At 41.0% G+C, this 19,307-nt stretch carries 18 protein-coding genes and 2 pseudogenes; 18 read left to right on the top strand and 2 right to left on the bottom strand.

All coding sequences use genetic code 11. From position 1 onward, the window contains the following. Positions 1-3: 3 nt before the first annotated feature. Positions 4-174: a hypothetical protein gene (locus FGL31_RS27045; RefSeq protein ID WP_232047069.1), complete on the top strand. Its 171-nt coding sequence runs from the start codon at positions 4-6 to the stop codon at positions 172-174. Further along, a complete protein-coding gene (locus tag FGL31_RS27040) occupies positions 143-652 on the top strand; it encodes a YfhO family protein (protein ID WP_232047068.1) in 510 nt (169 codons plus the stop codon). The genes FGL31_RS27045 and FGL31_RS27040 overlap by 32 nt, the downstream gene beginning before the upstream one ends. A gap of 147 nt (positions 653-799) precedes the next feature. Here FGL31_RS27040 and rnhB read toward each other — a convergent pair whose 3' ends face one another. Continuing rightward, positions 800-1,408: a ribonuclease HII gene (rnhB, locus tag FGL31_RS21490; RefSeq protein ID WP_099370502.1), complete on the bottom strand. Its 609-nt coding sequence runs from the start codon at positions 1,406-1,408 to the stop codon at positions 800-802. A gap of 313 nt (positions 1,409-1,721) precedes the next feature. On the opposite strand from rnhB, the gene FGL31_RS21485 reads away from it, so the two are divergent. From FGL31_RS21485 to fabD, 4 genes are all read left to right on the top strand, one after another. Next, positions 1,722-2,453, top strand: coding sequence for a hypothetical protein (locus tag FGL31_RS21485; RefSeq protein WP_138094360.1), 732 nt, complete (start codon positions 1,722-1,724; stop codon positions 2,451-2,453). A 57-nt stretch (positions 2,454-2,510) separates the two neighbouring features. Then, complete coding sequence (locus FGL31_RS21480) at positions 2,511-5,300, top strand: TonB-dependent receptor (RefSeq protein WP_171017758.1); 2,790 nt, start codon at positions 2,511-2,513, stop codon at positions 5,298-5,300. A gap of 202 nt (positions 5,301-5,502) precedes the next feature. Further along, the gene (locus tag FGL31_RS21475; protein ID WP_138094356.1) at positions 5,503-6,732 is read left to right on the top strand and encodes a M16 family metallopeptidase; all 1,230 of its coding nucleotides are present in this window, start codon (positions 5,503-5,505) and stop codon (positions 6,730-6,732) included. 30 nt (positions 6,733-6,762) lie between these two features. Beyond that, complete coding sequence (gene fabD, locus FGL31_RS21470) at positions 6,763-7,653, top strand: ACP S-malonyltransferase (RefSeq protein WP_138094354.1); 891 nt, start codon at positions 6,763-6,765, stop codon at positions 7,651-7,653. A gap of 444 nt (positions 7,654-8,097) precedes the next feature. Here the strand turns inward: fabD and metK are convergent, their stop codons facing one another. Continuing rightward, the gene (gene metK, locus FGL31_RS21465) at positions 8,098-9,351 is read right to left on the bottom strand and encodes a methionine adenosyltransferase (protein WP_099370532.1); all 1,254 of its coding nucleotides are present in this window, start codon (positions 9,349-9,351) and stop codon (positions 8,098-8,100) included. 224 nt (positions 9,352-9,575) lie between these two features. Here metK and FGL31_RS21460 point away from each other — a divergent pair, with 224 nt between their 5' ends. The 12 genes and pseudogenes from FGL31_RS21460 to FGL31_RS21405 all read left to right on the top strand — a co-directional run bounded on the left by FGL31_RS21460 (position 9,576) and on the right by FGL31_RS21405 (position 19,301). Next, on the top strand, positions 9,576-10,451 hold the full coding sequence (locus tag FGL31_RS21460; protein WP_099370497.1) for a diacylglycerol/lipid kinase family protein: 876 nt from the start codon (positions 9,576-9,578) through the stop codon (positions 10,449-10,451). A 65-nt stretch (positions 10,452-10,516) separates the two neighbouring features. After that, entirely contained in the window at positions 10,517-10,732 is a 216-nt protein-coding gene (locus FGL31_RS29430; protein ID WP_317131109.1) for a translation initiation factor, read from the top strand. 493 nt (positions 10,733-11,225) lie between these two features. Continuing rightward, positions 11,226-12,056: a MotA/TolQ/ExbB proton channel family protein gene (locus FGL31_RS21450; RefSeq protein ID WP_099370495.1), complete on the top strand. Its 831-nt coding sequence runs from the start codon at positions 11,226-11,228 to the stop codon at positions 12,054-12,056. 100 nt (positions 12,057-12,156) lie between these two features. Next, positions 12,157-12,813, top strand: coding sequence for an ExbD/TolR family protein (locus FGL31_RS21445; protein WP_138094352.1), 657 nt, complete (start codon positions 12,157-12,159; stop codon positions 12,811-12,813). A gap of 11 nt (positions 12,814-12,824) precedes the next feature. Next, on the top strand, positions 12,825-13,382 hold the full coding sequence (locus FGL31_RS21440; protein ID WP_099370493.1) for an ExbD/TolR family protein: 558 nt from the start codon (positions 12,825-12,827) through the stop codon (positions 13,380-13,382). A gap of 23 nt (positions 13,383-13,405) precedes the next feature. After that, on the top strand, positions 13,406-14,287 hold the full coding sequence (locus tag FGL31_RS21435; protein WP_099370492.1) for an energy transducer TonB: 882 nt from the start codon (positions 13,406-13,408) through the stop codon (positions 14,285-14,287). Positions 14,288-14,685: 398 nt separating this feature from the next. Further along, on the top strand, positions 14,686-15,528 hold the full coding sequence (locus FGL31_RS21425) for a PstS family phosphate ABC transporter substrate-binding protein (RefSeq protein WP_138094350.1): 843 nt from the start codon (positions 14,686-14,688) through the stop codon (positions 15,526-15,528). Positions 15,529-15,555: 27 nt separating this feature from the next. After that, positions 15,556-16,923: a tetratricopeptide repeat protein gene (locus FGL31_RS21420; protein WP_232047067.1), complete on the top strand. Its 1,368-nt coding sequence runs from the start codon at positions 15,556-15,558 to the stop codon at positions 16,921-16,923. Between the two features lie 13 nt (positions 16,924-16,936). Continuing rightward, positions 16,937-17,308 carry a hypothetical protein gene (locus FGL31_RS27035; RefSeq protein ID WP_232047066.1) on the top strand — a complete coding sequence of 124 codons (372 nt, stop codon included), beginning with the start codon at positions 16,937-16,939 and terminating at the stop codon, positions 17,306-17,308. Positions 17,309-17,828: 520 nt separating this feature from the next. After that, positions 17,829-18,209: pseudogene (locus FGL31_RS30195) on the top strand (NADH-quinone oxidoreductase subunit A). Between the two features lie 42 nt (positions 18,210-18,251). Then, the gene (locus tag FGL31_RS21410) at positions 18,252-18,806 is read left to right on the top strand and encodes an NADH-quinone oxidoreductase subunit B (RefSeq protein ID WP_138094348.1); all 555 of its coding nucleotides are present in this window, start codon (positions 18,252-18,254) and stop codon (positions 18,804-18,806) included. Next, positions 18,799-19,301: pseudogene (locus FGL31_RS21405) on the top strand (NADH-quinone oxidoreductase subunit C). The gene FGL31_RS21410 and the pseudogene FGL31_RS21405 overlap by 8 nt, the downstream one beginning before the upstream one ends. Positions 19,302-19,307: the final 6 nt, after the last annotated feature.

Here is a 19,307-nt window from a genome sequence, read left to right as displayed (position 1 = left end):
CTGATGCGTTTCCAAGAATTGCTGGAAAACAAATTCAATGGAGATCTGAATGAGGATGTGCTGGATATGATGAATGTTCGTTACCTGATCACCAAAAGATCAAAGCAACAATTCCGACAAGATTCAACGCCGAAGTTCAGCATTGGGAAATGCATGGTTTGTCAACAATGTTAAATTCGTCAACAGCAACCAAGCTGAAATGGATGCTTTGGGAACATTTGACCCAAGCAAAGAAGCTGTTATCTACGAAGGACTGAAAAGCCAATTGGGAGACAAATCAATTGGACAGCCAAATAACGCAGATATCAAATTGGTATCCTACCATCCAGACACCTTGAAATATGAGTATTCAGCAGGAAACAATGTATTTGCTGTATTCTCAGAAATCTATTATGATAAAGGCTGGAAAGCTTATGTCGATGGAGAAGAGGTGCCAATCATCAGGACCAACTACCTGTTGAGAGGGCTTTCATTACCGGGCGGTAACCATAAAGTAGAATTTGTTTTCGCACCTAATTCAATGAAAGTAAGCAATGTGATCTCTTTGATCGCTTCAATTGTTTTGGTGTTGGGATTAGCATTCGCAATCTGGCTATCAATCAAACATAAAAATGAAAAGCAAAAACCTGTTGATGCGAAAGCAAATAAATAAGGTATAGATAAATATCATAAAAGAAGGCGACCTTTTTAGGTCGCCTTCTTTTATGATGGGCGAAGCTCGCCATGGTCGGTGTCCTCACCGATCATGCGGAAATAGACGCGCCCTACCAATTCTAATGTCTTATGTCTAATGTCTCTCTTAAAAAAGAGTAAGCTGAGGATCTGTTACTCTAAAGGTCTTTCTATGATGCGGTGTAAAGCCCAACTTCAGTACTGCTTGTCTATGCTTGACTGTCGGATAGCCTTTGTTCTGTCTCCAGTCGTAATCAGGATAGTCGCAGGCGATATTTTCCATGTACTCATCGCGGTAGGTTTTTGCCAAGATGGAGGCAGCAGCAATCGATAGGTATTTTCCATCGCCCTTGATAACACAGGCATGTGGCACCTCTTGATAAGGAATAAATTTATTGCCGTCAACAATTAGGAATCCAGGTTTCATTCCCAGCATATCCAAAGCTTTGTGCATCGCCAGGTAAGAAGCTCTGTGGATATTGATCTTGTCGATTTCCTCCGCAGAAACACTCGCTACAGCAAAATCCAAGGCCTCCTGCTCAATAATAGAACGCAGTTCCAAACGCTGCTTCTCCGACAGTTTCTTCGAATCATTCAACACCGGATTGCAATAATCCGACGCAAAAATAACCGCCGCCGCAAAAACAGGACCCGCCAAACAACCACGACCAGCCTCGTCACATCCCGCCTCAATAAATTGATCCTGAAAATATGAAAGTAAGGTTAAGGATTCCATGGAGGTAAAAGATAAGGATCTTTAGACACAAGACAATACACACAAGACATAAGAATCTGAACAGTTTGTCGGTTTTTTGATTCTTAATTATAAAGAGAAACCTTTCAAAATTAAAAACGTTAGGTAGACCATTCCATTTCTATGTCGAATGTCTTGTGTCTTATGTCTAAAGTCTCATGTCCCCTCTGTAACATCTCCGTGATTAACCCCCGTTTACACTTATTTACACTTCTTGTACTTTTCTTTGTGATGTATTCGGGAATAAGATTTTTTTTCTTATACTGCTGTCATAAAGTAGATTACCTAGAATTGTATGAAAAGGAATATCATTATTGCCATTTTAATCTTTGCTAGTTCGAGCCTGTTGGCGCAGAAGAAAAAAGAACCGTACGCGATTCTACCGAGTTTTCAGGTCACTTTGGATGGAGACCTGAAAGAATGGGAAGATCAGCTTACCCTTGTGGACAAGGACTCCAGCTGGAGTTTCGCTGTTACAAAGGACGGTGAATTTCTGTATGCGGCGGTAAAAATCAAAGATCTTGCCCTGCAACAGGAAGCTGCTCGAAATGGTATCATCATCAATGTCAATGCCGATGGGAAAAAGAAAGATGGGGCAACATTAATCTTTCCGATCCCAGACAGCGAGTCTGTTAGGGCTATGAGAAATGACGAAAACCTCCCGAATATGAACGTTCGCGAAGAGCTGATCAAGCGAAGCAGGGGATATGGTGTCAAAGGTTTTGCTCGGATAGTGGATGGATTGTTGTCATACGACAATACGTATGGCGTACAAGCGGTAGCAAAGCTGCTGGATAATGATGTTTTGGCTTACGAATCTAAAATCCCGATTCAAGTGATAGGGATCAAGGACCTAGATAAACCCGTAGCCATCCAAATCATGATCAACAACAGGTTTTCCATATTACAAAAAACTATCAAAAGCAGACCTGACCCGAGAGGTTCGTACTATGGACGATATACTCCGACGGTCAAGAGCCCCTACAAGATGGAGACTGATGTATGGATCTTCGGCACCCTGAACTAGAATTAGTTTAATTGATATATGGATAGATTATTGAAAGGCCTGATATGCTTTTGCTTCATGGCTATTGGAATTACTGTGTACGGACAATCAAGCCGTACGGTCTCCGGAATGCTCCGTGATACCGAATCAAGACCCATCGCCGGAGCATCTGTAAGGCTTATTACAGACTCAGATACCATGGCGACAAGTTCCTCAAATGCCGGGTTCTACACCTTCGAAAATGTAACTGCAACAAAATTTAAAATCAGGGTCAGCAGCCTAGGCTTCGACACCTTCGAAAAAGAAGTTGAATTGCCTCAAGGGCAAAAGGAAATTCAAATTCCAAGCTTTGAGCTCGCAGTAAACGAGAACCAAATCGAAGAAGTCGTAATTCAAGGGGTATTGACCGTTCAAGTTAAAGGAGATACCGTAGAATACTCCACCAAAGACCTCAAACTTAGAGAAGGGTCCGTAGCTGAAGATGCCTTAAAAAAATTGCAGGGCGTTGAAGTCGATAAAGACGGAAATGTAACAGCTCAAGGGGAGTCCATCACCAAAGTAAGAATCAATGGTAAGGATTTCTTCGGCGGAGATGTGAAAACAGCAACCCAAAACCTGCCAGCAAATATCATCGAGAAAATCCAAGTCGTAGATGACTATGGCGATATGGCAAATATTACCGGTAATAAATCCGGTGATTCCGAGAAAATAATCAATATACAGATCGATCCCAAGTACAACAAAGGTTATATGACCACCCTAAGGGCAGGATATGGAACAGAAGACCGTTACCAAGCAACTGCTATGTGGATGGGAATGACCAATAAAACACAAGTTTCTGTCTTAGGAAACCTCAATAATATCAATGCTCCATTGTTTGACTTCAATACCATGGGCGGTGGTGCCAGAAGAAGACAAGGTGGCGGCGGTAGACCAGGTGGTGGAATGTTCGGAAACCAGGACGGATTGACCAATGTCGCTTCCATAGGTGTGAATATACGCCATGACTTCTCCGATAAATTAAAAGTCTATGGTAACTATTCCTTCGGTCGTGACGATAATACCACTCTGACAGAAAGAATCAACCAATATACATTCGAGCAAGGAACCCAAGAAGACAAGGCCGAATCCGACGCAAATAATATCACGGCAAGCCATAGGTTGGAAGCAAATCTTGAATGGAATATCACGGATAAGGATTATATCAAATTGACACCTCAATTTGGATTCAACAACAATAAGTTAAATTCAACTTCATTGAGCCAATCATTCTTTGAAAGTGTACTGACAAATACAGACAATGAACTGGAAGCTAATGAATCCAATATCCCAAGATATAGCATTTCCGGTTTGTACAACCGTAAACTAAGCGATAATGGCCGTAATTTATTCTTTAACTTCAACTATGATAACGCTGCCACAAACAGTGACTACGACCGTATCCTCGAACGTTTGGTAAATGACCCTAAAAATGCTAATGCAACAAGCGAAGAAATCTACCAAAGAACGCTTCAAGAGGTCAAAAACAAAAGCTGGAATGCTGGAGCTAGCCTTTCCTATATCGAACCTTTGTCAGAACATGGAAAACTGGAATTCACCTATGATTTCAACAAAAACAATTACGACAATAGAAGATATCAGGATGCATTCAATGAAGATGGTACGCCATTCTTAAACAATGACAGTACAATCATCAATTTCCATTATGATCAGGATTATAGCTTTACTACGCATAGGATAGGAGCGAACTATGCATTCGAGAACGATAAGGTAAAATATTCGATCGGTGCAGCAGTACAACCTTCTCTTTTGGATGGGTACGCTTCTAGTGACGACCTGACCACGCAGATCAATAGAAAAAACTTTAACATAATGCCTATTGCCAGGTTTGAATATAAGTTTTCACGCCAGAAGAACCTTAGCATAAACTATTCAGGACAAGCAACGGAACCTTCAGTGGATCAAATCCTTCCTTATGAAGTTAGCTTGAACGAAACAAATAAGACCATCGGTAACCCTAATCTAAATCCTGAATTCAGGCACCAGATGATGATGCGTTTCCGTGCTGGAGATTTCCAAAAAGGGAATACCTTCTTTGCATTCGTTAATGGTAACCTTACAAATGATAAAATCGTCTCATATGTAAAGCGTATCCCAGGAACTGGAAGAGGTATGCTTTCTGAGACTCGTTATCTGAACGAAACCGAGGAGCCTGTGTATGCGGTGAACTCTTTCTACCACTTTGGTAAATCAATGAAAGAGAAAACCTATAACTTGATGCTGATGGGAGGAATCAACTACAGCAAGAACGTCGCCTATACTTCAACTGACCCAGACGCAGTAGAAGGAATGAAAAATATTGCCAATACTTGGAGATTTATGCAAGGATTGATGTTCCGCTATAACCCTTCTGAAAATCTAGAATTAAACCCAGGAATCAGGTATTCCTACAATATGGTTAGAAATTCCTTGACAGAGAACAACACTGCAGTATCAGGCTTAACGCCGACATTTATCGGTTCGGTGAACATCACTCCAACAACAATTTTCGGAGTGGATGTCTCAAAAACCTTCAATAAAGGATACGGTAGCCTAAGCGATGCCAACCCTTTTATCATCAACTCTTACATTGAACAAAAGGTATTAAAGGATCAACGCGGAACAATTCGCTTCCAAGCATTCGATTTGCTGAACGAACAATTGAACCTGAACAGAAGTTTCCAAGACAACCTAATCTCTGACACCAGAACAAACCGCCTTGGCAGATACTTTATGCTGACGTTCACCTTCAAACTTCAAAAATTCTCCGGAATGGCACCAAACATAGACAACGGAATGCCTCCAGGAATGAGAATGCCGAGGATGTAGGTTGGGAGATATGAGATATGCGATATGAGATATGAGATAGAAAGCGGGATAGACCGGCTGTGGGTATAAACTAGTTGGAGGGATAAACTGTATGGGGGTGAGGTACAAGTCAACTCTGACACTGTGATTCGAGCTCACTGTCTTACATCCCACATCTCATATCTCACATCTATTCACTACCTTTGTCATTCAAAAAATCAATATGGATCATAAAATATTCCAGCTTGACAACGGGTTGCGGGTTTTGTTTCAGCCACATTCTTCTTCCATTACTCATATTTGCTTGATAGTAGATGCAGGTTCAAGGCATGAAGAAATGGGAAAGTTCGGTACTGCCCATTTTATTGAACATCTGCTGTTCAAGCGGACCGAGCGCAGAAGTACAAATCAAATTTTAAATAGATTGGAATCTGTCGGTGGTGACCTTAACGCCTACACAACCAAAGAATATACATGTATCCATGCTTCCTTCTTAAATCCATACCTGGATAGGGCAATCGACCTGTTCGAGGATATCCTGTTCCATTCTGTCTTTCCTGAAGATGAAATGCTGAAAGAGAAAGAAGTAATCCTCGATGAAATGGCATCTTATCTGGATAGTCCCGAAGAATCCATTATGGATGATTTCGAAGATCAGGTGTTTTCAAACACAGGTTTGGGGCATAATATCCTGGGCTTGGAAGAGGATCTCAAATCTATACAGCAATCAGATATCAAAAGGTTTATTGAGCAGCATTATGATAGCTCAAAGATCGTAATTGCTATCTCAGGGAATTACACAGAGAAGAAGGTCAAAGCGATAGCCAACAAGAGCTTTGGTAATGCAAACGCTCATAGTTGGGTGCACGCCGCTGAAGATATGGTTAAAAGACCCGTGCTGCAGGCAAAACAGGAAAGACCAATCAATCAGGCTCACGTCGTGATCGGAGGTTCTGCTTATGGAATCCATGACCACCGAAAAACCGGACTCCTGCTATTGAACAACCTGCTTGGAGGATATGGCATGTCCAATATCCTTAACCTCAATATCCGAGAGAAATACGGTATCGCCTATACCATAGAATCCAATTATAGCCTCTATTCCGACACCGGACTCTTCAGTATTTACTTCGGAACCGATGACGAGAAAGTCGAAAAAACCATAAAGCTCATTCATAAAGAACTGGATAAGCTCAAAGAAAGTCAGCTGAGCCCACAGATGCTCGAACGCGCAAAGAACAAATTCAAAGGACAAATTGCCCTGGCAGAAGAAAACAGGATGAGCCTTATTATCGCTGAAGCTAAGAATATCTTGGACTATGACCGCGTGGTAGGATTGGATGAAGTATTCGGAAAAATCGATAAAGTGACCGCAAAGGAGATCCTAGAACTATCCAATGACATTTTTAGTAGAGAAAATCTTTCTTCACTTTCTTTTCTACCCGAAGATTAAGTATATTTTTGTTGAATTAAACTATAGCATATGAAAACAGCTTATATTTTTCCAGGCCAAGGTGCACAATTTGTGGGCATGGGCAAGGACCTATACGATCTAAATGAAGAAACCAAGGCATTATTTGAAAAAGCAAACGAAATCTTGGCATTCCGCATCACTGATATTATGTTCAATGGTACCGAAGATGAACTGAAACAGACTAAAGTTACCCAACCAGCAATCTTCTTGCATTCAGTTATCCTAGCAAAAGCCTTAGGCGACAAGTTTCAACCAGCCATGGTAGCAGGTCACTCCCTAGGAGAATTCTCTGCTTTGGTGTCTGCTGGTGCCCTATCATTCGAAGATGGCTTAAGGTTAGTTGCCAAACGTGCTAACGCCATGCAGAAAGCAACAGAACTAGAGCCGGGAACAATGGCTGCAATCCTAGGTCTTGACGATGTAATCGTCGAAGAGGCATGTGAACAGGTCGATGATATCGTTGTAGCAGCAAACTACAACTGCCCAGGTCAATTGGTAATCTCAGGAACCGTATCCGGAGTTGACAAAGCCTGTGAAAAATTATTGGAAGCCGGTGCTAAGCGCGCGCTGAAATTAAATGTAGGTGGAGCATTCCACTCCCCTTTGATGGAAGCTGCAAAACAAGAATTGGAAGCTGCTATTATGGACGTTGAAATCCAGATCCCGGTTTGTCCGATCTACCAAAACTATGATGCCCTTCCTTATCAGGACCCAACAGCGATCAAAGACAACCTTATTGCCCAGTTAACTGGCGCAGTACGTTGGACACAGTCTGTAGAAACGATGTTGGCAGATGGCGCCGAAAGCTTCGTAGAAGTTGGCCCTGGAACTGTCCTGCAAGGATTGGTGAAAAAAGTAAATCGCCAAATCCCAACATCATCAGCAGTACTGGAAGGATAATACTTAGACATTAGAGACTGTATAGTTTACTAATACAATTTTTGCCCTGGGATTATTCTCGGGGCTTTTTTTACTCGTCTTGCCCACCAACCATCTTCAGCAGAGCTAGCGGAAGTGTTGAGCGGTGGCCTACGCACAGGGTCACTTGCGTTCTAAACTTTTCCCTTCGACTCCGCCCAGAGACCGCCATTCGACTAATCCTTTCGCCAGCTTGACTTCCGCATTTGTTTTGCGCCGAACAAGGTCCGAACGAAAGAATACTTAGAGTGGAAGGAGAGTGGAACAAGAGTGGAATAAGACCCTATAAAAAGAAAAATCCCCGCATAAAAAAAGGTCAGGAGAAATTTCTCCTGCCCTCTATTTTTTTGTTATCTAATCTAAAGAGATCAAACCTAAGATTATCTCGCCATCTCAAGTCTAATGTCTTATGTCTAATGTTTAAGACTACAACCCAAACACCTTCTTCACCTCATCCACATAGTCCAATTTTTCCCATGTGAACAGGTCAACTTCTACGGTTTTTGTTTCGCCGTTAGAGTTTTCGAAAGTTTTGGTCACTGTTTTTGGGGTTCTGCCCATGTGTCCGTAAGCTGCAGTTTCAGCATAGATCGGGTTACGAAGGCCTAGGCGTGTTTCAATACCGTAAGGAGTCATATCAAATAGATCACCGATAATTGCTGCAATCTCGCCATCCGTTTTGTTGACTTTGCTAGTGCCGAATGTGTTTACATAGATTCCCATAGGATCTTTAACGCCGATAGCGTAAGAGATCTGAACGAGAATTTCGTCAGCCACACCTGCAGCAACGAGGTTTTTGGCGATATGGCGGGTAGCATAAGCTGCAGAACGGTCTACTTTTGAAGGATCTTTACCCGAGAAAGCACCACCACCATGCGCGCCTTTACCACCGTAGGTATCAACGATAATCTTTCTACCTGTCAAACCAGTGTCGCCATGAGGGCCACCGATAACGAATTTTCCAGTAGGGTTGATATGGTATTTGATCTGGTCGGTAAATAAAGCCTGTAGCTCTGGTTTGAGCTGTGCCTTTACGCGAGGAACCAAGATATTGATGATATCAGCTTGGATCTTCTCTTGCATTTCTTTTTCAGAAGCAAAATCATCGTGCTGTGTAGAGATCACGATGGTATCGATCCTAACCGGTTTATGATTGTCGTCGTATTCCAATGTCACTTGTGACTTGGCGTCTGGGCGCAAGTAATTGATTTCATCGTTTTCGCGTCTCAGTGCAGCAAGTTCGTATAATAGTCTATGCGATAGATCCAATGCCAGAGGCATGTAGTTGTCGGTTTCATTGTTAGCGTAGCCAAACATGATCCCTTGGTCACCAGCGCCTTGTTCTTGTTTTGTGATGCGGTCAACACCTTGGTTGATGTCCGCTGATTGTTCGTGTATTGCCGAAAGTACGCCACAGGAGTTGGCTTCGAACATATACTCGGATTTAGTATATCCGATTTTCTCAATAACCTGGCGAGTGATCTTCTGAACGTCCAGATAGATTTTGGACTTCACTTCACCTGCTAAAACCACCTGTCCAGTAGTAACTAAGGTTTCAATAGCTACGCGGGCATCTTCATCCCATGCGAGGAAGTTGTCGATTAAAGCGTCCGAAATTTGGTCTGCGACTTTGTCTGGATGTCCTTCAGAAACAGATTCGGAGGTAAATAAATATGCCATAAAATTTATAAACGTTTGAAGGGAATAGCAGACAGTAGGTGAAAAATCATTTGTCCCGAATGGTTTTAGCACTTTTTTACTGTGGTTGCAATCTCCCATTTACATTATGATAATGCTAAATGCAAATCAGTCCACATTTTGTGTGGCACAAAGCTACGATACTTTGCAATATTTAAAAAGTATTTCAACCAAATTATTATCTTTAGCGGAATTAAATGACGTAAATGAGAAAGAAGCGCATACTGTTTGTTATCAATCCAGTATCAGGTGGGAAGAAGAAAACAGCGTTTAATAAACAAGTACTCGAAGTACTCGATTTAAACAGGTTTGATCCGACCTTTAAAGTGACCGATCACGCTAATCACGCCTATGAACTCGCAAAATCTGCCATCGAAGAGCAATATGATGCCGTTATAGCGGTCGGGGGAGATGGTACAATCAACGAAATCGGTTCCGCTCTTGCAGGAAGTGAAGTCCCCTTGGGAATTATTCCCGAAGGATCCGGAAATGGACTGGCCTATTATCTGGGGATTCCTATGAATGAATCGGCTGCCCTGAGGCGCATCAACAGGTTCGACAGCGTGGAAATTGACTGCGGAAAGGTAGGTGACCGTTATTTCTTCAATATGGCCGGAATAGGCTTCGATGCATCGGTCAGCGATAAATTTGCATCGGAAACATTCCGGGGGCCGGTAGGATACCTACGAACAGCAATCAACGTATTGAGCAAATATAAACCTCGAAAGTATTCGCTAAAGATCGATGGCAAGGTCTATGAACGGGAGGCGTTCATGGTATCGGTAGCAAATTCACCTCAATATGGCAATAATGCCTACATCGCGCCAAATGCTTCTATAAATGATGGGCTGCTCGATGTATGTATTGTGCATAAATTTCCGTTATATATATTACCGATGATGATCTTTCATCTTTTTAACAAGACTGCAGATCAGTCGGAATATGTGGAAATCATCCCCGGGAAAGAGATCTGTATCGAGCAGGAAGGCAAAGCTCCGGTGCATTTGGACGGTGAACCCATGGACCTGGGCGATAAAATAGATATCAAAGTGCAAAGCAATGCACTGAAAATAATTTGTTGATAAAATATGGCAAAACAGAAAAAAACAACGTTTTGAAGGTATAGTATATTCTACATCGGACGATTTTGAGTACAACGAGGCAGAAGGAGGAGAGGAGCAGGAGACCTTGCCCAACGATAAGCAACGTCTTAAAAGTTGGATTGGACAAGAAACAGCGCAAGGGAAAAGTTGTGACAATCGTTACTGGATTTGTAGGAACGGATGCTGGCTTAGAAGATTTAGCGCGGAAATTAAAGCAGAAATGTGGGGTTGGGGGCAGTGCAAAGGATGGTGAAATTTGATACAAGGTGATTTTAAAGAAAAGATTATCCAATATTTAACTTCGGAGAAGTTCCAAGTTAAATCCTTTGGGGGCTAAAGATGGAATTGTCGTGTAAACGTTTAAAAAACAAAGAAATAGTGGTATTTCGTTCCTGTTTTGGTTCTTGCGGAACGGTGGGGATTGTAAGTAAATACTCACTTATTTTTAACATTTAATGATTTGTTAATTTGCAATTCAAAAAAAAAATGGTTTTCATTGTAAAAAATATGGAATATTCAACCGTTATGTGATACGACAAAGAAAGCATTGATTTGAGAGCTGCTGAAGAACGTCAATGAGTAGGTAACACAGCCTAAAAGTTAAATAATCAGATATCTTCAAATTAATTTTGTTTTTAACAGAAAATGCTATATTTGTTTTGAATTAATGTAAAATAACGGCATTTAGCTTGCATTAAATTGAATTTAACTTAATAATTAAACAACAGTAAAAAATCTAAAAATTAGTAAAAAATGGCAAACGCACCAAAAACTACAACCCCTGCTAAACAAGAGAGTGGCAACGCGGGTAACCTATTTGCAAGTTTAGCAATTATCATTTGTCTAGTAATTGGTTTCTTAGTTTATAAGTTTGTGATGGGTGATCCTTCCAACTTTATCGACAACAATCCGGAGAACCAACCAAAACCAGGAAACTACTACGGAATGGTTTACCACGCAGGATACGTAGTACCAGTATTACTTGGTCTATTCTTAATGGTATGGGTATTTTCAATCGAGCGTCTTATCGTTATCGGTAAAGCGTCTGGAACTGGAAACGTAGGTAACTTTGTAAGAAAAGTACAAGGTTTATTGAGATCAGGAAACATTGATAGCGCTATTCAAGAGTGTGACAAACAAAAAGGTTCTGTTGCAAACGTAATCAAAGCTGGTCTTTTAAAATATAAAGATGTTGAAGCACATCCAGGATTAGATACAGAAAAATCTGTATTGGCTATCCAAAAAGAAATCGAAGAAGCTACTACATTAGAGATGCCAATGTTAGAGAAAAACTTGACAGTTATCGCTACATTAGTTTCTATCGGTACATTGACTGGTCTATTAGGTACAGTAACAGGTATGATTAAAGCGTTCTCGGCTTTAGCAACAGGTGGTGCACCGGATTCAGCAAAATTAGCAAACGGTATTTCTGAGGCCTTGATCAACACGGCAACAGGTATCGGTACTTCTACAATCGCGATTATTTTCTACAACATCTTAACTTCTAAGATCGATACATTAACGTACTCTATTGACGAGGCTGGTTTCTCAATCGTACAAACATACGCTGCAAACCACAAATAAGAAGATCCGAAAAAAAGTTGAACAATTTTTATGCAATGTTCAACCCTTTCGCATCATTATTAAAAAAGAAATAGAGTGTTCACATTAAAGAAGTAAAGAAATGGGAAAAGCAAAAGTAAAAAGAGCCAGCACAACGATCGACATGACGGCGATGTGTGACGTGTCTTTCTTGCTTCTTACATTCTTCGTCTTGACAGCAACAGCACGTCAGCCAGAAGTAATGCCCGTAGATACGCCAGCATCCACAACGTTGGATAAATTACCAGATGATAACCTTTCTGTTATCACAGTAGGTAATGGTGGAAAAGTGTTTTTTAGCGTTAAGAACCCTGAGGTTCGTAAATTGACCCTAAAGAATATGTCTGCGAAGTATAAAGTTGGCTTTACAGAAGAAGAGTACGAGAAGTTCAAAGCACTAGATGAGTTTGGAGTACCATTCAAGCAATTGCGTGCACTGCTTTCATTGGAAAATGACAAACGTACTTTAGAAGTTCAACCAGGTATCCCAGTGGATAGTACAGAAGAACTTTCAAACGAACTTTATCATTGGACACAGCAAGCTCGCTTGGCAACAGTTGAATTCAACCGTGACCAAGAAGGCAAGGTGAAAAACTGGGTAGATCCAGGAGCAATGAAAGTAGCGATCAAAGCAGATGCTGAAGAGAAGTACTCAGTAATGAATTTGATTATCGAAACCCTGAGAAACCAAAAACAAAACAAATTCAGTTTTGTTACAGGTTTGCGCCAGGAACAATAACAAGATAAAAAATGGCAGAATTAAATCAAGACTCCGGTGGTGGCAAAAAAGGTGGCAAAGTAAGGTCGAAGAAAAACGGGGGACGCGTAGACTTAACCGCGATGGTGGATCTAGCATTCCTTCTGATCACATTCTTCATGCTTACAACTTCCTTGAACAAGCCTCAAGCAATGGATGTTAACATGCCTGACAAAAATAAAGACAAAAACGAACTGAACCCTGAGATCGAAATCGCAGACAACCGTTCAATCACTTTATTGTTAGGATCAGATGATAAAATTGCTTGGTATTACGGACAATTGGCAAATCCTATCTCTGCACCAGCAGTAGTTGACTACAGCAAAGAAGGAATCAGAAAAATCGTTTTGGAGAAAAAAGCGCAGGTTCCTCAGGTGTCAGGTGGTAAAGACCTTATCGTCGTAATCCGTCCAAGTGATAGGTCTGTACAACGTAACCTCGTTGACATACTAGATGAAATGAAAATCACTGATGTGAAACGCTTTATGATTTCCAAGATCAAACCTGAAGAAGTTGAGGTTTTGAAAACAAACGGAATCTATAACGAATAATCCATCAGATAAAAAGGAAAAAAATGATCGGTTCAAAATTAGATTTATTTAAGAAAGAATGGCTAGATGTCGTTTTTGAGAATAGAAATAAAGACTATGGAGCATATGCATTGCGTAAATACGCACCGATTGCTACCAATATCGCTCTGTTCTCAGTATCGGCAGTAGTCTTGGCTTTCGTGGCTATCAAAGCCTTCGATATAAAGCTTTTTCCTGAGAAGCCTGTTGAGGAAGTAGTAGAAGTTACTCCAGTTACTTTAGAGGATCTTGAGATCCCTGAACCACCTGAAGAAGAAGAACCACTACCTCAAGAGGAAGAACCTCCTCAACGTATTGCAGAAGAACCACCTGCGGAAGACCTAATCCGTTTCCCAGAACCTAAGGTTGTTGATGCAAGACAAGTAAAAGAAGAGGTCGTTTCTCAAGAAGAAATCAAAGAGAAAAATGCTACTCCAGCGCGTATTACCCTTAAAGGAACGCCAGGTGCATCAGGTGTACCAACCGGAGAGTTCGGACCTAAGAAAGTAGAAGGTGCCATCACAGGTAGTACCAAAGGTACGCCAGATGGAGATCCTAACAAAGTCTATGACTTTGAAGCGGTAGAGGTGCCTGCATCTTACCCAGGTGGTATCAACGCCTTCCGTCAATTCGTGTCTACAACACTGCAATATCCACAAGCAGCAATCGATGCTGGTGTAAAAGGAACAATCGAATTGTCATTCGTAATTGACAAAAACGGTGCGCTTTCTGATATCAAAGTGACTAAAGACCTTTCTTACGGAACAGGACAAGCAGCAATCACAGCATTGAAGAAATCAAAGAAATGGTCACCAGCAATCCAAAATGGTCGCCCGGTTCCAGTTCGCTATTCATTGCCTATCCGCTTAGACTTGTCAAACATGTAATTCGATATGTCGAATCATTCAACAAGAAATAATTTTAGACAGAAATCGCCCACACAGCGATTTCTGTCCATTTTAGGACTATTCATGTTCCTCTTTTATTTTGTACTGGGGATCCTGATTATCTTCTGGAACGGCTTTTCCAATAGAGATTGACCCTACCTACAAAAAGATCTTCGGAATACTCCTGATCGTATATTCTTTTATGCGATTTGCTAGACTATGGCAAAATAATTTTCGGAACTAAATTAATCCTTTTCGGTATTTAAGTATTCTAAGTAATATGAAGCGTTCTATATGGTGTTCATTAGCGATGATGATACTTTTGGCCCTCGTAGTTTCTTGTTCGCAGAACAAAAATAAAGGACAGGAAACCACTGATACGACAAAAGTAAGCGCTAATGCGGCGAAAAGATGATATTCTGACGGGTGAACTCTCGGTTATTGTGGACGAAGCAGCACTTCCGCTGATGCTACAGCAAGTGGATGTATTCAAGTCTTCGTACGTCAATTCCAATATTAAGTTGATCCCTCTGCCGGAAAGAGAAGCTATCAATGCCTTGATGCAAGGACAAGCAGACATCGCAATTCTTGCACGCCTGCTCACTAATGAAGAAAATGCAGGCTTCAAAAGCAGAGGAATTTCACCAAGAACCTTCCCAGCATTCTATGATGGTGTGGTTTTTGTAAATAATATTTCGGCAACAGATACTTCAATTGACATTAATGCGTTAACATCAATGTTAAAGGGAGAATCTAAAGACGGGAAGAAGTTAGTTTTCGACAACGTGAACTCTAGCACCTTCCGTACAGTGAAGGAATTGACAAAATTGGAAAAAAGGTATCGGGGCAGTCCGGTCAAAGCAATGAAAACGTCAAAGGAAGTGATAGAGGAAGTATTGAAAGGTGTAAATAGTATCGGGGTGATGTCCTACGGTCAATATTTAGATTGCGTAAGACAGTTTGGAGAAGAAAATAAAATTCGTATCTTAAGCCTTCAGACTTTGAAGGACGGAAAAAGCATAGGATATTTTAAGCCCTCTCAAACCACTTTTGCTACCGATGAATACGCATTGAAGAATGAATTTCAAGTGCTAAATTATCAACCGAATTTGGGATTGGGAATTGGATTTTCTGCATTTATGACAGGAGACCGCGGGCAGAGAATTGTTCTGAAATATGGACTGTTGCCCGTGACCATGCCCGGACGAGAAATTATAATTAGAGAAGACAACATAAATTAGTTTATAACAAAGAGTAAATAACAGATTATGACAAACAGCAAATTATTTTTAAGCCTTTTAGTTGCAGGGGCTGTTGCTACAGGAACAGCTCAAGCTCAAAGTTTAAAGGATGCTAAGGCTGCAATTCAAGCTGAACAATATGACAAAGCTAAAGCTATGTTGCAGAATTTAGTTCAGAAGAAGGCAAAAGATGGTGAGAATTATTTTTATCTAGGAAGAATCCACTTGATCAACGATAAAATCGACTCTGCTCAAATCGTTTTCCAAGAAGGTGTAACAAATGCTCCTAAAGAAAAATTGAATACTGTAGGTCTTGGTATCGTTGACCTAGAAAAAGGCGATGTAGCTGCAGCAGAGACAAAATTCGCTACAGCAGCGCAAGGTGTGGGCAAAAAAGAATATGAAGTACCTTATTATATCGGTAGAGGATACATCGATGCTCCAAAACCTGACTATAAAAAAGCAGTTGAATATTTAACGAAAGCTAAAGAACTGAATGCTAAAGATCCTATGATCCCTACAGCATTAGGTGATGCTTATGCTGGGTTGCGTGAAAGTAGCCCTGCATACGTAGCATACCGTGATGCTTTGGCACTAGATGAAAAATTATTGGCTCCAAAAATCGGACAAGCTATTATTTCAAGAAGAGCACAAGCTTATGATGTCGTATTGGAACAATTAACAACATTGGCAGGTGAAAACCCTGAGTACGGACCAATCTACCGTGAGTTGGCAGAGACATACTACTTGTCTTCTATCAAAGCTCCAGAAGAACAATACCGTGAAATCAACCAAAAAGCAGTTGACAACTATAAAAAATACTTGTCACTGACTGGTGATGCTTCAACTGACGCTAAAGTACGTTACGCTGACTTCTTGGTATATTCTGGTAACTATGACGAATTGAAAACCGTTGCTCAAGAATTATCCACTGTAGAAGGTGTAGACGCCAAAGTATACCGCTACTTAGGTTATATCTCTTTCTTGCAAGATAAAGACTACGCAAAATCATTGGAGTATATGACTACCTTGTTCAGCAAAGTTGACACTGCACGATTGATCGGTCGTGACTACTTGTACGCTGGTCTAGCAAATATCATCGCTGGTGACGCTGCTAAAGGAGCTGAGTACCTGAAAGTTGCAGAAACAAAACAAACTGAAGACGAGAACTACGATGAGGAAATCTCAGAAACAGCTTTCGAATACTTCAAGAATGGTGAGAACGAAATCGCTGCTAAGATCTTTACGATCCCTGCTAGCAATGACAGCTCTGACTATTTCTATGACTCAAACTTCTACTTAGGACAGATAGAGTATGGTATCGGTTCGAAATTAGTAACTGTTCCTGAAGGAACTGAATTGACTCCTGAAGAAGTAGCTGCAAAGATGGACTGAAGCAAAACCACACTTGGAGGCTGCAGTGAAATCATTGGGTATCGTAGGTGACGCAACTAAAAAAGAAGTGGTTGACAAATACAAAATCCCTGCATTGTACTACAAAGGATTGACAGAATTAGCATTGGACAACGTAATGTACGATCCAGAAAATGCTAAAGGTATCTTCGTAGATTCATTCACTAAGTTATTGGCTGCAATCTCAGCTTCAGGTAAAGCAGAAGAAGAAGCTAACAAAACTTATGCTGCAGATGCACATAACTACATCGGTTACTTCGCTTACCTAAAAGGTGACAACGCTAAAGCTAAAGCTGAATTCGCTGAAACTTTGAAATTGAAACCAGAAGATCCTTTCGCTACTCAAATGGTGGAGGCAGTTAAATAAGACAGTAGACAATAGACATTAGAATCTGAATAGTCTATATAAAAACAAAAGGTCTGAAGCCAAGCTTCAGACCTTTTGTTTTTATATATGGATAATATTTTGCCAATTTAACGAACGACATTGGCATTGCAGTGTCCCCACCAGTCAGAACAAGGCGTTTAATTATAGTTAGTGGCTGGTGAGGAAACGGACCGCGGCTTGGTGATTTGCTCATGGACAAACCTATACTCTCTGGCTTCGGCATTGCTGGCAATACTCAGGGGCCGTTTCCGGTGGCTAATAGCGGAGCCGAAGCTCGCGTTTCTACGGACCTAGTAAAATTTCACCTTTCTATCTCAAATCTCACATCCCACATCTACCTTGCCCTTGTTTTTCTCTTTTGCCTTATGTCTACCCTACATCACATCTATTTATAATGATTCAAAATAACAAATACCAACCTTATAGTAATCCAGCTCTCTTTTTTTATTGACATATTTTGTTATTTTTGTTAGACTACTAATAGCAATAAACTAAAGATATGGATGGATTAGCTGGGCAAAGTGCGCCCATAGATTATATTCCTATATTAATTCAATTGGCTGTGGCCGTGGGATTTGGTGTTACCACGATTATTGGAACCCACCTTATTGGTCCAAAGTGCGTACAGAGAACAAACTGGGGGCTTTTGAGTCCGGAGTTGAAGTTGTCGGAAACGCTAGACAGCCCTTTTCAATCAAATATTTCTTGGTTGCTATCTTGTTTCGTGATCTTCGATATTGAGGTCATCTTTATGTATCCGTGGGCCGTGAATTTCAGGGAATTCGGAATGCAGGGGCTGATTGAGATGTTCGTCTTCATGGGGTTATTGCTTTTAGGGTTTATTTATATCATTAAAAAGAAAGCATTAGACTGGGATTAACCTTTTGGTTTTTGCCGGTTTGATCGCGCAAATAATTTAGAGATGAGCAATATTACCTTATCAGATGCGCCTCCAGGTGTAGAGGGAGCGGGATTCTTTGCAACAACATTGGATAAAGCCATCGGATTAGCACGCGCTAATTCGCTATGGCCTCTACCGTTTGCAACATCCTGCTGTGGAATTGAGTTTATGGCGACCATGGGGTCGACGTATGATTTGGCAAGGTTCGGAGCTGAGAGGCCTAGTTTCTCCCCAAGACAAGCTGATATGTTGCTTGTAATGGGAACGATTGCAAAGAAAATGGCACCTGTATTGAAACAGGTATACATACAGATGGCAGAACCACGCTGGGTAATTGCCGTAGGTGCATGCGCCTCCAGTGGCGGTATTTTCGATACCTATTCCGTGTTACAAGGAATCGATGAAATCATACCTGTAGATGTGTATGTCCCTGGCTGCCCGCCACGACCAGAAGCAATTCTGGACGGTGTGCTCAGACTCCAGGACATCGTGAAAAACGAATCATTGAACAGAAGAAATACGCCAGAATATAAAGCGTTATTGGAAAAGTACGGAATCTTAACAGATAATGGATAAGTTGACTAATCAAGCGGTTATCGAAAAGCTGAGAACAGAATTCGGCATAAAGTAACCCATATATCAGAACCTAAAGGACTGCTTACAGTCGAAACAGATACGGAAAATATTATTGATCTGCTGTCAAGCATCAAAACAGATGAATCCATGCAATTTATCTATTTGACAGATATTACAGCGGTACACTACCCGGAAAGGGAAAAACCTTTTGCGGTAGTTTATCATGTACATAGCTTGGTCCATAATGTCCGTATACGTATCAAGGTGTTCTTGGAAAAGGAAACCCATCTATTCCTACAGCAACAGTGCTATGGAACGGAGCAAACTGGATGGAACGCGAAACCTACGATTTCTTTGGAATCAATTTCGAAGGCCATCCTGATCTGAGAAGAATCCTCAACATGGATGATCTTGGCGTATTCCCAATGCGTAAAGAATACCCATTGGGAAGATCCTAACCGTGTGGATAAGAAAGACTTTTATTTTGGCCGATAAGATAGG

Origin of the sequence: Sphingobacterium daejeonense (assembly GCF_901472535.1) — a bacterium.
In the GTDB taxonomy this organism is placed as follows: Bacteria; Bacteroidota; Bacteroidia; order Sphingobacteriales; family Sphingobacteriaceae; genus Sphingobacterium; species Sphingobacterium daejeonense.
The sequence above is the reverse complement of the archived record's forward strand: the minus strand, read 5'-3'. Positions and strand labels throughout refer to the sequence as shown.

What these genes read in the sequence shown, in the direction of transcription:
- rnhB (WP_099370502.1), bottom strand. Translation starts at nt 1,408, where the DNA reads ATGGAATCCTTAACCTTACTTTCATATTTTCAGGATCAATTTATTGAG.
- FGL31_RS21480 (WP_171017758.1), top strand. Translation starts at nt 2,511, where the DNA reads ATGGCTATTGGAATTACTGTGTACGGACAATCAAGCCGTACGGTCTCC.
- FGL31_RS21410 (WP_138094348.1), top strand. Translation starts at nt 18,252, where the DNA reads ATGAGCAATATTACCTTATCAGATGCGCCTCCAGGTGTAGAGGGAGCG.
- FGL31_RS21485 (WP_138094360.1), top strand. Translation starts at nt 1,722, where the DNA reads ATGAAAAGGAATATCATTATTGCCATTTTAATCTTTGCTAGTTCGAGC.
- FGL31_RS21445 (WP_138094352.1), top strand. Translation starts at nt 12,157, where the DNA reads ATGGGAAAAGCAAAAGTAAAAAGAGCCAGCACAACGATCGACATGACG.
- FGL31_RS21440 (WP_099370493.1), top strand. Translation starts at nt 12,825, where the DNA reads ATGGCAGAATTAAATCAAGACTCCGGTGGTGGCAAAAAAGGTGGCAAA.
- FGL31_RS21450 (WP_099370495.1), top strand. Translation starts at nt 11,226, where the DNA reads ATGGCAAACGCACCAAAAACTACAACCCCTGCTAAACAAGAGAGTGGC.
- fabD (WP_138094354.1), top strand. Translation starts at nt 6,763, where the DNA reads ATGAAAACAGCTTATATTTTTCCAGGCCAAGGTGCACAATTTGTGGGC.
- FGL31_RS27045 (WP_232047069.1), top strand. Translation starts at nt 4, where the DNA reads ATGCGTTTCCAAGAATTGCTGGAAAACAAATTCAATGGAGATCTGAAT.
- FGL31_RS21460 (WP_099370497.1), top strand. Translation starts at nt 9,576, where the DNA reads ATGAGAAAGAAGCGCATACTGTTTGTTATCAATCCAGTATCAGGTGGG.
- FGL31_RS21475 (WP_138094356.1), top strand. Translation starts at nt 5,503, where the DNA reads ATGGATCATAAAATATTCCAGCTTGACAACGGGTTGCGGGTTTTGTTT.
- FGL31_RS21435 (WP_099370492.1), top strand. Translation starts at nt 13,406, where the DNA reads ATGATCGGTTCAAAATTAGATTTATTTAAGAAAGAATGGCTAGATGTC.
- FGL31_RS21420 (WP_232047067.1), top strand. Translation starts at nt 15,556, where the DNA reads ATGACAAACAGCAAATTATTTTTAAGCCTTTTAGTTGCAGGGGCTGTT.
- FGL31_RS21425 (WP_138094350.1), top strand. Translation starts at nt 14,686, where the DNA reads ATGCGGCGAAAAGATGATATTCTGACGGGTGAACTCTCGGTTATTGTG.
- metK (WP_099370532.1), bottom strand. Translation starts at nt 9,351, where the DNA reads ATGGCATATTTATTTACCTCCGAATCTGTTTCTGAAGGACATCCAGAC.